General features: G+C 44.8%; 13 protein-coding genes. 3 read left to right on the forward strand and 10 right to left on the reverse strand.

The genetic code is table 11. The annotated features are described in order from the left end of the window. Positions 1-6 precede the first annotated feature (6 nt). Positions 7-702, reverse strand: a complete 696-nt coding sequence (locus D1155_RS03005; RefSeq protein WP_160200942.1) for a LytTR family DNA-binding domain-containing protein — start codon at positions 700-702, stop codon at positions 7-9. A 261-nt stretch (positions 703-963) separates the two neighbouring features. Here D1155_RS03005 and D1155_RS03010 point away from each other — a divergent pair, with 261 nt between their 5' ends. Next, a complete protein-coding gene (locus tag D1155_RS03010; protein ID WP_160200943.1) occupies positions 964-1,191 on the forward strand; it encodes a helix-turn-helix transcriptional regulator in 228 nt (75 codons plus the stop codon). Positions 1,192-1,260: 69 nt separating this feature from the next. Here the strand turns inward: D1155_RS03010 and D1155_RS03015 are convergent, their stop codons facing one another. From D1155_RS03015 to D1155_RS03045, 7 genes are all read right to left on the reverse strand, one after another. Further along, a complete protein-coding gene (locus D1155_RS03015; protein WP_160200944.1) occupies positions 1,261-2,613 on the reverse strand; it encodes an AAA family ATPase in 1,353 nt (450 codons plus the stop codon). 238 nt (positions 2,614-2,851) lie between these two features. After that, a complete protein-coding gene (locus tag D1155_RS03020; protein WP_160200945.1) occupies positions 2,852-4,003 on the reverse strand; it encodes an amidohydrolase in 1,152 nt (383 codons plus the stop codon). Continuing rightward, the gene (locus D1155_RS03025) at positions 4,004-4,960 is read right to left on the reverse strand and encodes an ABC transporter ATP-binding protein (RefSeq protein ID WP_160200946.1); all 957 of its coding nucleotides are present in this window, start codon (positions 4,958-4,960) and stop codon (positions 4,004-4,006) included. It abuts the gene before it with no gap. Positions 4,961-4,962: 2 nt separating this feature from the next. Continuing rightward, the gene (locus D1155_RS03030; protein WP_347560956.1) at positions 4,963-5,973 is read right to left on the reverse strand and encodes an ABC transporter ATP-binding protein; all 1,011 of its coding nucleotides are present in this window, start codon (positions 5,971-5,973) and stop codon (positions 4,963-4,965) included. A 12-nt stretch (positions 5,974-5,985) separates the two neighbouring features. Continuing rightward, on the reverse strand, positions 5,986-6,885 hold the full coding sequence (locus D1155_RS03035) for an ABC transporter permease (RefSeq protein WP_160200947.1): 900 nt from the start codon (positions 6,883-6,885) through the stop codon (positions 5,986-5,988). Further along, positions 6,866-7,855: an ABC transporter permease gene (locus tag D1155_RS03040; protein WP_160200948.1), complete on the reverse strand. Its 990-nt coding sequence runs from the start codon at positions 7,853-7,855 to the stop codon at positions 6,866-6,868. Before D1155_RS03040 ends, D1155_RS03035 begins: the two co-directional genes overlap by 20 nt. 88 nt (positions 7,856-7,943) lie before the next feature. After that, positions 7,944-9,461, reverse strand: a complete 1,518-nt coding sequence (locus D1155_RS03045; RefSeq protein WP_160200949.1) for an ABC transporter substrate-binding protein — start codon at positions 9,459-9,461, stop codon at positions 7,944-7,946. A gap of 309 nt (positions 9,462-9,770) precedes the next feature. Here D1155_RS03045 and D1155_RS03050 point away from each other — a divergent pair, with 309 nt between their 5' ends. After that, positions 9,771-10,124, forward strand: coding sequence for a cyclic-di-AMP receptor (locus tag D1155_RS03050; protein ID WP_160200950.1), 354 nt, complete (start codon positions 9,771-9,773; stop codon positions 10,122-10,124). A gap of 108 nt (positions 10,125-10,232) precedes the next feature. Continuing rightward, on the forward strand, positions 10,233-10,913 hold the full coding sequence (locus D1155_RS03055) for a vitamin B12 dependent-methionine synthase activation domain-containing protein (RefSeq protein WP_160200951.1): 681 nt from the start codon (positions 10,233-10,235) through the stop codon (positions 10,911-10,913). 41 nt (positions 10,914-10,954) lie between these two features. Here D1155_RS03055 and orr read toward each other — a convergent pair whose 3' ends face one another. Then, positions 10,955-12,043, reverse strand: coding sequence for an ornithine racemase Orr (gene orr / locus D1155_RS03060; RefSeq protein WP_160200952.1), 1,089 nt, complete (start codon positions 12,041-12,043; stop codon positions 10,955-10,957). Positions 12,044-12,053: 10 nt separating this feature from the next. After that, positions 12,054-13,799, reverse strand: coding sequence for a GlmL-related ornithine degradation protein (locus D1155_RS03065; protein WP_347560959.1), 1,746 nt, complete (start codon positions 13,797-13,799; stop codon positions 12,054-12,056). Positions 13,800-13,816: the final 17 nt, after the last annotated feature.

Consider the following 13,816-nt stretch of genomic DNA (forward strand, 5'->3'; position numbering starts at 1 on the left):
TATTCTTTATGCAAATTTAGAAAACCGCAAGTTATACTGCCGCAATTTCTCAAAGCAGTCCTTTTTTCGCCTTCTGCTGACTTTCAGCTTTTGCCCGTCACGCAGTACAAAGATATCGTCATATGCATCCACAATATGCTTGCAGTTTACCAGATGAGATGTATCCACTCGAACAAAATACAAATCTTCCAGTTCTTTTTCCCATGCAGAAAGACTTTTTGCAGATAAAGGCGTTTTTTCGCCGTCTGCCAGAAGCGCTTTCGTATATCTCTGCTCCGTATAAAACATAATAATCTTCTCGCTATGCTCATACAGCACAGGAGAAAGTTCCAGCATCCTGCCAGCTAAAAGCAGCCGTACAGCCAAATCCATCTTTAGCTCAAAACTTTCCCATACCAAAGGCTTTGCTAAAAATCCAATCACATTAGTTCCAAAAGCATCCACGATGTTTTCCTGATAGCTGGTTGCAAAAATAATCAACGGCCGCTCCCTTCCCATCAACTGATCCTTTACAGCAGTACCTTTCTTCTTTGGCATTTCCACATCTAAAATCAAAAGATCATATTCATGCTTGATGGGGTGTTCTGGATCCTGCGTACATACAATCTCCGCCTGTACATTTCTCTCTGCAAAAAATGTCTGGCAAGCTGCTTTCAGCAACTCAAGTTCTTCTGCTAAATCATCACAAATACATACTTTCATTGTAATTCCCCTTAATCATAATGATTCTTAATGAAATTATACCATAAAAATATGTATATGAATATGTTAATTCACCCTAATTCTAGCATAACGTCAAGCGCCTTACAAACATTTTCGGATAACTGGTCGTTTTTTCGGATAACTGGTCAAAAATGGGATATTATTCCAGCCTCCTGCGTCTTTTCCAAAAATAGGTCAAATTGACCTATTTTTTGTATGGTAATTTGTCATAATATTTCTTAGAAAGGAGGTTAACTTGCAATGAGTCGACTTAAACAGTTAAGAAAAAACAAAGATTTGACACAGTTCCAAGTGCAACTCAAGACCGGTATCGATCAGTCCAATTATTCTAAGATGGAATCAGGTAAACGCAAGCCAACTTCCGACCAGGCAGAGCTCTTATCCCATCTTTTTGAGACCAGTGTCGACTATATTTACGGATTCACCGATGACCCGACCCCATATCCGAAACCAAAGAAAAAGGACTAATGGTTGCGTTGTCACAATCAGAATTAAAAAGTTTAGGCGGTCATATATGACCGCCTCTGTTTTTTGCCCTTATATTAATCCCGCCATATAAATCGGAAGATATGTGATTCCATCCTCATACAGCAAATCCTTTGTGTACAGGATATATTTATCCTGCACTTTTAAGTCATACTTTTTCAGCAAATAATCAAAAGATTTATGTTGCTTATATCCTGATGATTTTACTTCTATGGGAACAATTTTTCTCTTTCTCACTGTCAGGAAATCAATCTCATACTTACTTTCCTTTGCTGCATCTGCCCCTTGATACTTAAACTCATGAAAATACAGCGCACTACCACTTACACGCAACATCTGCGCTACCATATTTTCCATAATCATACCCTGGTTGATTCCCAGCTTATCGAATATCAGCGATTTATACAGGTTCTCATCAGAGGTATCACCTGTCCTCATAATTTGAGTCACCAGCAGCCCAGTATCCCCCATGTAGAGTTTGAAGTTTCCCCTATCTGCATACAGTTCCAACGCAACCTCCGGTGCCGTTACATTAATACATACATTACCCATCATAGACTCCGCAACAAAATCAATTGCGTCCACATAACGCTCATATCTTGCTTTCTTATCTAAAATAGATAACTTGAAATGAGAATTATGATTCGAAAGCTGCTCCGGTATCGTTTTAAAAACAACGGAGGCCCTTTCCTTGTGATTGGTATCATGCTTTTTTAAATCATCTTCATATAAATCCAAGATATTTCTTTTTACAAAATCAATTTCTTCATAAGTTCTGCCATTTACAAACGCGCTTACTGCCTGTGGCATGCCTCCTACCGCCATATAAGTCCTGAATTTCTGCATAACTTGCCTGTGAATATCCCCACCCAAAGCTTTTTTTCTTTCAAAAGCTTCTTTCACAACAGAGAATGTAATTTCATCGCCCGTCGACCATAAAAATTCTTCAAAATCCATCGGATACATTTTCAGTTTATACTCCTCCGATGGAATCAAAATATCTTTTACATTCTCCTTAATCGAAATCAATGACCCCGTTTCAATGTAATCATACCTTCCATCTGCAACCAGGTACTTGATTGCCTGTCTTGCTAATGGAAAAAGCTGCACTTCATCGAAAATGATTACGGATTGCTTCGGTTTCAAAGATTTCCCTTTTAAGAGAAATAGATTTCTAAAAAAAGTATCCAAATCGCCTATATTTTCTTCAAAGTTCCTTAAAATCTCTTTCTTCTCTTTTGCGAAATCGAGTAGAATATAGTCTTCGTATTCACTGCGTGCAAAAGTTTCAGTAATGGTACTCTTTCCAATTCGACGCGCTCCCTCTATTAGAAGTGCACTCTCGCTACCGGACAGTTCTTTCCATTCCATCATTTTCTCGTAAATTTTCCGTTTAAAGACCATCTCATTCCTCCTCTTTTCCTACATAATATCACTTTTGTACGAAAATCGCAAATCTTTTTATCATAAAATGTACGAAAATCAAAAATCTTTTTAAATTCCACCCTGATTTCTCCCTCTCATACCTCTTTCGAAAGCTTAACTACTCCTTCATAATTCACATCATATAGCCCAAACGGAGCTGTCCGCACAGACAACTCCGTTTTATATTCTTACCTTCTATGCACTTTTCAATCAAAATTTACGCCCGGTACATTTCCTTTCCCCTGACGTAAACTCGTTTTGGCTTCGCCTGCAGATCAAGCGGGTGTTTATCCCAAATGACAACATCGCCGTCAAGACCTGCGAGCAAGCGGCCCTTTCTGCCCGCAATCCCAAGAATATCTGCCGGATTGCAGGTGATACAGCGAAGGGCATCTGCCTCAGACAGTCCATTTCTCATATACATGGCGGCAAGCCAGTTGAGAGATTCCTGCGGCGTCACATTGTGATCCGTAGTCACTGCAACCTTAACCCCTGCATTGACTAAAACCGCTGCAGTATCAAAGGACTTGTTTCTAAGCTCATATTTAGATTTGGAACCAAAGGTCGGTCCTACGATGGCAGGATAGCCTGATTTTGCAATATGCTCTGCAATCAGGTGCCCGTCAGTGCAGTGATCTAAAGTCGCACGAACTCCAAACTCCTTGCAGATTCGAATTGCCGTACAGATATCATCAGAGCGGTGGCAGTGAGCTTTGATTGGAATTTCACCATCGATGACCCGAACCATTGCTTCCATGCCCAGGTCAATCTTAAAGTGATCACCCTTTTTCAATGCCTCTTCTTTTTCCGCCTTATAGTCAACAGCGTCCTGCAGACATTCCCGCAGCATAAATGCCACTGAAGCCCTGGTGTTAGGCTGCTTTCCTCTGCGTCCAAAATCTCTCGGATTTTCCCCAAAGGCACACTTCATACCCGCATCGGAAACCAAAACCATGTCATCAACAATCAAAGAACCGTTATTTTCTACGATAACCGCAGTCCCTGCTACAACACCGCCGCTGCCAAAGCCTGTGCACATGGTTGTAACGCCGCCGGTCAAGGCTTCTGCAAAAGCCACATCGCCCGGAAAAAGTGCATCAATAGAACGCATTTCCGGCGTTACCGGTTCGTTTTCGCAGATATCATCGCCTTCCCACTGGATACCTTCTTCATACATACCGATATGGGAGTGGGCTTCGATGAGTCCCGGCGTCACAAAACAGCCGGCGGCGTCGATGATTTCCTCATCGACGCCACCTGTGATATTTGCACCGATTTCAGCGATTTTCTCACCTTCTAATCGAATATCCAGCTGTTCAAAAATGCCAGGTTCATCTAAAAACAATTTAGCATTTTTAATAATCATCATTTACTCCTCATATAGCACGCAGGCAACCTGATGCTCAGATCCTACATTTGTCAGTTCCAGATTTCTGCCCGTACACTTTTCCGTCGCATAAGGACAGCGAGTCGCAAACCGGCAGCCCGGCTTCGGATCAATCGGGCTTGTGATTTCACCCTTAATCAGCTCTCTCGGCTTTCCTCTGTAAGCCAGATCCGGAATCGGAATGGCAGACAGAAGCGCCTTGGTGTACGGATGCTTCGGATCATCAAAGAGTTCCTGCGACGGTGCGTATTCAACAACCTGCCCCAGATACATCACTGCAATATGGGTGGAAATGTGGCGTACGACCGAAAGGTCATGGGTGATGAACATGTAAGTCAGTCCCATGGAATCCTGCAAATCCATCATCAGATTGAGAACCTGTGCCTGAATGGATACATCCAGTGCAGATACCGGCTCATCACAGACGATAAAGCTCGGGTTCAGCGCCAGGGCTCTTGCTACACCAATGCGCTGACGACGGCCGCCGTCCAGCTCATGAGGATAGCTGTTTGCAAGTCTTCTTGCAAGTCCTACTGTATCCATCAGCTCCAGAATTCTCTGATCCTTTGCCGCCTTATCCTTGTAAATATGATTTACCTTCAGCGGTTCCTCGATAATCTGGCTGACTGACATTCTCGGATTCAGGCTGGCATAAGGGTCCTGGAAGATAATCTGCATTTCAGAACGCATTTTCTTCATGTCAGAAGCGCCCAGCTTCTGAATATCTTTTCCTTCGTAAAGGACGCTGCCCGATGTTGCCGGAAGCAGTCTCAATATGGTTCTTCCCAAGGTACTCTTTCCGCAGCCGGATTCTCCTACTACGCCCAGAGTATGCCCCCGCTCAATGCTGATATTGACATCATCTACTGCATGAAGCATGCCGGAACCGGTCTTAAAATATTTCTTTAAATGTTTCGTTTCAATCAGTGGTGTTCCCATGTTTAAATCTCACCTGCCTTTAATTTTTCGTAAAGGTGGCATCTGATAGAATGACTTCCTTCAGTGAACACCTCCGGCGCCTTGCTCTTACAGATTTCCTCGCAATGTTTGCATCTTGGATGGAACTTGCAGCCGCCAGGCAGATCCATCGGGTCTGGCATCAGACCGTCTACCGGTTTTAAGCGGTTTGAGCTTCCCTGCAGACTCGGCAGAGATCCGAAGAGTCCCTTGGTATAAGGGTGGTGCGGTTTTTCAAAATCAAAGATATCATATACGCTGCCGATTTCGATGATTTCTCCTGCATACATGATGGCTACATTGTCGCACATCTGACATACGATGCCCAGATCGTGGGTAATCATAATCATGGAAGTGTTCAACTCTTCCTTCAGGTTACTCATCATATCCAGCACCTGATTCTGTACGGTTACGTCAAGGGCTGTGGTCGGTTCATCTGCAAGGAGCAGCATCGGATCGCACACCAGCGCCATGGCGATGACAACGCGCTGTTTCATACCGCCGGAAAACTGGTGCGGATATTCATATTTTCTGTCTTCTGTGATGCCAACTAGCTTCAATACTTCGTCTACACGGACTTCTACCTGTTCATCGGAAAGCTCCGGGTGATGGGTTTCGATGGCTTCGGCGATCTGGTCACCTACGGTCAGTACCGGATTCAGCGAGGTCATCGGGTCCTGGAAAATCATACTGATATGGCTTCCTCTGATATCACGCATTTCATCTTCTGAATACTGTACCAGGTCTTTTCCTTCAAACTCGATTTTTCCTCTGCTGATGTTGCCTACTTTCTGCGGCAGCAGCTTCAGGATGGAAAGGGCTGTCGTTGTTTTTCCCGCGCCGGTTTCCCCTACCAGTCCAAAGGTTTCCCCTCTCTTAATCTGGAATGAAATTCCATTGACGGCATAGGCGGTTCCATCGCTGGTATCATACTGTACGTGTAAATCCTCAACGTTCAGGAGGATGTCGTTGTTCTTGTTTTCCATGTTTTCCATACTGTCTCCTCCTTAGTCTTTCAGGGTCGGGTCAATCGCATCGCGCAGTGCATCGCCCAAAAGGTTCAATGCCAGTACGGTTACTACAATTGCGATACCCGGGAATATTACCTGATGAGGGAAATAACGAATCTGTGCCTGCGCTTCACTGAGCATTGCGCCCCATTCCGGTGCAGGTGGCATAACACCAAGTCCCAGATAGCTCAGTCCGGAGGCCGCGATGATTACATATCCTACGCCCAGGGTCGCCTGTACAATCAGTGCTGCCAGGGTATTTGGGAAGATGTGCTGTGCCATAATGTGTATGCTGCTTCCACCGACTGCCACAGAGGCTTCTACGAATTCGTTGTCTCTGATGGAAAGTACGGAAGAGCGGATGATTCTCGCATAGCCCGGTATATCTCCAAGGGCGATGGCGATGATCAGGTTTGCGAAGTTCGGTCCCAGTGCGGACACTACTGCGATTGCCATCAGCGTGGACGGAATGGCAATGAATACGTCGGTTAAACGCATGATGATGTTGTCGGTTTTTCCGCCGAAGTATCCTGCGATACAGCCCAGAATACTGCCTACTGAAAGGCTGATAATGGTGGCTGAAAATCCGATAAACAGGGAATATCTGGCTCCGTATACGATACGGTTAAAGATATCTCGTCCCAGGTCATCTGTTCCAAACAGATGCGCCAGGGAAGGTGTCTGCAGTTTGTTTGGGATATCCTGGTTGATGACCTGTGTCTCGTAATCCAGGAAAATCATTCCATAAAGACACATCAGTACGATGATGGCAAGCATCACAAGGCCTATGATGGTCTTGTTGTTTCTGATAAATCTTCTGCCTACGTCCTGCCAGAAGCTGCGGCTTTCCTGCACTTCCAGCGCCAGTTCCAGGTTTTTAGCTTTGCGGTTGAACATTACTAGTCTCCTTTCTTCTGGTCTTCTTTCTCGTCTTATTCTTAAATCCGTACTGCGCTTTGATTCTAGGGTCAATGAACGCATAGGATATGTCTACGATCAAGGTGATGACGCTGAACAGAAGGGACATAAACAGGACGCATCCCATGACCAGCGGCACGTCTTTGGAACGAACGGAAAGCAGGGTCAGTGTTCCGACGCCGCTCATGCCGAATACGGTTTCTGTGATGACTGAGCCGCCCAGTGCCCATCCAAAGTTTACGCCCATTGTCGTTACAACTGGAAGCAGTGCGTTTCTGATTGCGTGTTTCCAGATGATTTTGTTTTCTTTTACGCCTTTTGCTCTTGCGGTTCTCATGTAGTCTGAACGCAGGGTTTCCAGCATGCTGGATCGTGTCATTCTCATGATTTGTGCTACCGATAAAAGCGCTACGGTAAATGCCGGCAGGATAAAGCAGGCGAAGGAATCTGAACCTGTTGCCGGAAGCAAGTTTAGCCCTACCGCAAAGGCAAGCATCAAAAGCATGCCCAGCCAGAAGGACGGCATGGCTGTAAAGATCAGCGCGACTATGGTAAACACGTTATCTGCTATGGAATTTTTCTTGATTGCTATGTATACCCCCAGGGGTATGGATATGACTGATGTCAGAAAAATATCCAGCACTGCAAGCAGCAGTGTGGTTGGGAATCGCTCTGCAATTTCGCTGACTACGCTGCCTCCTGTTCTGTAGGAAGTTCCCATATCGCCCTGTACCAGGTCAATCATATAGTTGACGTATTTTACTGGAAGTGGGTCGTTGTATCCCAGTTCGTCATTGAGCTTGTCTATGGCTTCCTGCGTGGCTCGCTCTCCCAGTATCAGTCTCGCCGGGTTTCCCGGTGTCAGCGAGATGATGGTAAAGATGATGATCGAGATACCTATCAGTACCGGTATCATCATTACCAGTCTCTTTAAGATATATTTATACATAAGTTCACTCCGTAAAATACAAGATGCCGGACCACATCCTGCCGAAGGGTCCGGCGTTTCTTCTTCTAGTTTGATTTACTTGTCTTTTTTATTTCCATGCGTAGTCGTATACGTAGTAGAATCCGCATGGAGGAATATCAACGCCTGTCAGGTTGGAGTTGTGTGCTGCAGCGTCTACTCTCCAGTAAAGCGGAACGTAAGGTGCTGCGGTCTGATAAATTTCTTCCAGTTCTGCGTAGATAGCGGCCCTCTTATCAGGATCGCTTTCTACACGACCGTCTGCCAGAAGCTTATCAGTCTCTGCATCACCGAATCCAGTATAGTTACCAGACATATCGTCTTTCTTATACAGAGAATAGTAACCAACATCTGGGTCCATAACAACGTAGGACCAGCCCATAATCATCATTTCGTAATCCAGATTTTCAAGATCGTCCCAGAACTTACCGGTTTCGATGATATTGATTGTTAAGTCGATACCAATCTGAGCCAGGTCGGATTTGATAATCTGTGCGTGGGTGCTGCGGTTTTCAGGAATACTCATGGAAATCTTGAATCCATTTTCGTATCCTGCTTCCTTCATCAGCCTCTTCGCTTCTTCAACATCGTAAGGCAGCGGATTGAAATCCGGATCATAGCCTAAAACGCCTTCAGCGATGAAAGTGTTGGTCGGAGTTCCGTAACCGTTCAGTGCGCCATCAATCATATTCTGCTTGTTGATACATTTTGCGATAGCCTGACGAACTCTTACGTCGCTCAGTTCTTTTACGTTAGTGTTCATACCGATAAAGTAGAACGCAGTGGACGGTTTCTGCAGTAATGTGATACCGTCTTTTTCTTCCAGTGCCTTAATGTCAGCCTCTGAAACATTGAGAGACAGGTCGATTTCGCCGCTTTCCAGTGCCATTGTTGCAGTGCTGGAGTTCGGGATAATCTTATAAGTTAAATTCTTAATGCTAGGTTCGCCCTTATAGTATCCGTCATATGCTTCGAATTCAATCTTGTCACCCTGTGCCCAGTTCTTGAACTTATAAGGACCGGAACCAATCGGGCTCTTGGACATATCTACTTCGCCGCCTTCTTTATAGAAGTCCTCTTTTACAACCTGAGAATAAGTTGTACAAAGTGCCAGGAACGGTGCATATGCGTACTGCAGTGTAACTTCTACTGTCTTTTCATCCACGACTTTAACGGAATCGATAAAGTTCATGTACGGTCCGGTGTAGGAGGATTCTGCAGCAGCTTCCAGTGAATATTTTACATCTTCTGCTGTAATTGGATCTCCATTGTGGAAAGTTGCGTCCGTTCTGATTGTGAACGTATACACCAATCCATCATCGGAAACTTTCCATTCTTCTGCCAGCGCAGGAACGATTTCACCATCGTTAGTCATACGAACCAGTGGTTCATATACGTTAGACAGAATGGACATTGTCAATGTATCATTGATACGAAGCGGGTCAAGTGCTACAGCGTCCGCATCAATACCGATGGTCAGAGAATCTTTTGCTTCTCCGCCGCCACCATTATCGCCGCCACCGCAGCTTGCTGTCGTGAAGAGAAGTGCTGCAACCATCAGTACAGCAATTAATTTCTTCATTTTCATAATACTGTCTTCCTTTCATTTTTCTTTAGCCATTTAAAGTAATGTGAGACTATTTTAACATTTTTGTGTATTAAAATCAATTCACTACTTCTGCTGACCTCACAAAAGTACTACTTTTCCTATGTATTTTCCCATTTTCCCAAAATATTTTATTCAGTTTTGGTCATATTTTGTGGTATAATAACCTCACGGCGCAAATAAAATCAAAGATTTTGACGCCTGAGAGAACATCGAATCATGGCTTGCGATTCTATGTTTAGAGGCTTCGCCATGGTATAATAAATCAAGATTCAATTGGGAGGTAGACTAATGAAAGAAAAAGAACAGCAAAAGCTAATTATGGCTGTATTAAACGGAGAAGACTATGAGGACACCATTCATGATTTAACACAGAACGGATTTTTCGTCACTGTACTTAACTCTTCCGGTGGTTTTTTTCGCAAAAAGAATGTAACAATTATGATTGGTACTGACGAGTCTAAGTGTGCAGAAGTTTTAGAAATACTCAAGGTTAACGCCGGTGTGCGTGAAAAGACCACCTATCAAAACGTGACTGCGCCAGGCTGTGAACAGATGAGTCTGGTTCCGCCAATTCCTATTAAAAAGCCTGCAGGCGGCATAACCGTATTCATCATGGATTTATGCAGTATTGAGAAATTCTAAATTTCAACATGTATCTTCGATTGATAAGCACACACTTTTAAGAAGTCCGACTTCCCCAACGTGTCCTTTTCAATCGAAAATACCAGTAAATTAAGAGAGGTGATTTCCATGGCACTTTTGCAAAGGCAGACCTTTGATATTCCCATTACCGAGATCGAAGGTCTTGACGACATGTTTTTCAAACTCATCGAGATGAAGAAAGAAAAAGCGCTGAAGCGTTTTTCTGCCCAGTACGAAGAAACCCGGCAGCGGATCTTCGACTCGGTTACTGTAAGGGGCATATGTGAGTCCTTTGCCGTTGATGCGATTTCCGGCGATGAGATTCGCCTCGTTGATGGTACGACTATCCGCAGCGAAATGCTGTCTCATCTTTTTTCCGGTGCAGAGGAAATCGTATTTGCAGCCATCACCGTTCTTAGCTACGATGAACTGGCTGAAAGCGAAAGTGATAATCTGAAACAGCTTTTCTATGACGGCTGGGGTTCTGCCATAGCAGACTGCGGTCACACTTGGCTCCGAAACAAAATAAAGAATCAGCTTTCCGACACCGGCGCAAGCGTTTCGTTTCCGTGGAGTCCAGGGCAGCACGAAGTGGATATCAAACTTCAGCGGGAGCTTTTCGCCCTGCTCAGACCTGAAGATATCGGCATCACCCTGTCACCAAGCCTTATGATGCACCCGCAAAAGTCGGTCAGCAGCTTCATCGGTATTGGACGCGATGTAGAGGAATCACTCCGTGCCTGCGATTTCTGTAGACTACGAGAAACTTGTCCGGCGGCATATGCATAAAATGAAAGAGAAGCCCGTTTCTTTGGCTTCTCTCTTCTATTTTATCTTAGATATTCCTTTTCTACATACGGGCTTGTTGCTGTTTTCAGCATGCCGCCGTACCCCAGTTCAAATTCCACAATGTCTCCGACCTGATAGTCTTTATCGCAGTGGGTCACGTCCAAAATGATGTGGTCGGAACTGCCACCCATGATTTCAATCTGGGTATCAAGGGGCGTCATACTGCCAAGGTCGGTGTCCTGCTTACCGATACCAATGATGGCACGCTTCATAATGCCTCTATCCTCATAGTAAGGTTTTTCTCCAAAAGCATCGACGCCTACTTCCCCGATAGGAAGGGAAGGTTTCTCTTTCAGTTCAATAATCTGTGCCTGCAGAATCAGCCCGTCGCTGACAGTACCCGGCAGTTTGGTCTCATATGCAGTATCATTGCCCAATAGGAAAGATTCGCCAAGTCTCAAGTTGTTAATTCCCTCTGGCAGCTGCCCTTTGTCCACCAGATAGATGGAGCTGGAATTGCCGCCGGAAATCATTTCTAACTTGATACCATACTTTTCTTCCAGTCGCTGACCGATTGCAACCAGTTGGGAAAGGTTTTCGTTCTTCGGAATAATTGCGCCGTAGCAGGTCAAATTTACACCAATGCCATACAGATTGATGTTTTCCATCTTCAAAATCTCTTCGACTGCTTCGTCAATCAGGTCCTCATCCTGGAAGAAAATCCCCTCTCTCAGATCGCCCAAGTCTATCATCAGCAGAATGTCATGAACCTTGCCTGCTTTTTTCGCCTCTTCACTCAGCAGCCTAATGGTTGAAAGCTCTGAATTAAAGGACAAGTCCACATATTTGACGACCTCGGAAACCTCGCAGTGCATCGGAATACGCAGTAGCACAGTCTTTTTTCCGTTTGTACGTGCCATCTGCGAAAAACTGGCAATGTTTTTCACTCTGGAATCAGCGATAAAATCCACATGAGGATTTTCTGCCACCATCTTTACCATCTCTTTGTCTGCGCAAAGTCCTTTGGTAACAATCATCAGTGAGCAGCCACCCCGTTCTTTGGTTATAGCTGCGCAGGCGTTCAGATTGTCTTCCAGTTTCTTTAAATTTATCTGTAATTTTGGATACATCGTTACTCTCCTACTCTACCCGGTTCGGGCAATTTTTTCTTGTACAATGCTTACAATCGTGGGTACAGTCTCCCATGTACTGCCCACCTCCTTCAGTTGTTGCAGCCCATTTGCCTTTGACACCCTGACCGCTTCGCATTTCTGCTTTTTCCTTTTCTTCGCTCTTCGCCAAAGCAGCATCACGGGCAGCTTTCAGTTCCTCTTCGCTGGCTCCGCCGATTTTTTCTTCCTCTTTGAAGGCTGTCATATCATAACCCAGGCTTTCCATTTCTTCAATGTGTTTGCGATATTCTTCGTCCCTCTGCTTTGCTTCTTCTGCTTCTCGGTTCACATCTGCCATAGCTTTGCTTACTGCAGTAAAATCCTGCTCCTTTTTCTCAGGGAACTTGAAGCCAAGGCTCTTTTCCAGCAGACGAATTGCACCTTCTCTATGGTGTTTAGATAAGACGCCCAGAGACGCCATGATATAGTCATTGTCTACCAGAATCTGTGCATGCTCAGTCGGGAACAGCATCATGCCGGTCTCATTATGTTTTGCAATTTCCTGCATAATTTCAACGCGGTGCGGCAGACGGGTCAGAGCGCCACCGGTTCCTATGATATATTTTACCGGAGTTAAGTCCTTGCCTTCAGCTACGGTACTTCTGCCGGACGGTCCGTAGATATAGCGGATAATACCTGCATGGCGTTCTACTGCTTTCAAAACCGCTTCCTTTGTTAAGCGTTCTACTAGCTTAAATTCATCTTCTGTCTTAGGAATGGCAACATAGGTTTCCAGGGTTTTGTCGAGGTCGATTCCCATTTTTTCACATTCCTTACGCAGCTTTTCTTCGCCGATGGACTCGATGACTTTCATTCGGTTTACGTAAACACCTAAATCTCCCTCTACGGTACGTTTCGCCTTTGGCTCCGGAGAAACCATAATGCGAGCGATTTTATCGGATTCTGTTGCTACGGAATGCAGATCTGTGGTTGCGCCACCAACATCCAGCACAATCAGGTCTCCCAAACAGTCGTAGAGCAACTTAGTACATTCCATCACTGCACCCGGGGTCGGAATAATCGGACCGTTTACCATATCCCGCACGTGTTCCATACCAGGCGCATTGGTAATATGCTCTTCAAAAGCATCCTGAATTACCTTTCTGCAAGGTTCTACATTGAGGTCGTCAATTTTAGGATAAACGTTCTCTACGTTATATAACTTTTGCCCGCTTTCCTCGTCAAAAATCAGCTTCATTTCTTCTTGATTTTCGATATTTCCGGCATAAATAATCGGAGTATTCAGTCCTAATGCACGAATTTTCTCCGCATTGTCGATAGCAGTTTCCCGTTCACCGTAATCTACACCGCCTGCAATCAAAATCAGGTTCGGGTTGACTTCTTTAATTTTTGCAAGGTCAGTTCTCCTCAGCTTTCCGGCAGTTACATAATGAATGATGCCGCCTGCGCCGAGCGCTGCTTCCTTTGCCGCTTTTGCAGTCATATCATAGACAAGTCCATGCACTGTCATTTTCAGACCGCCTGCTGCCGAAGAGGTCGCCAGCATTTCATCATACTCCAAACTGTCTATCTTCATTTTTCTGCAAAGATCATCAATAGCTCCCTGCAGTCCGATACGTACATCGCCATCCATGACCGAAGTCGGTGCCTGCCCCTGCGCCCAGAATAATGGATTTTCTGTATCCAAATCTTTAAACGCATTTACTACTGTGGTGGTCGAACCAATTTCGGCTACTAAAACATCTACCTTCACTCGTATACCTCCCCATC

The sequence above is a fragment of the Anaerotruncus sp. 80 genome, assembly GCF_009936115.1.
GTDB classification, from domain to species: domain Bacteria; phylum Bacillota; class Clostridia; order Peptostreptococcales; family Anaerovoracaceae; genus Senimuribacter; species Senimuribacter intestinalis.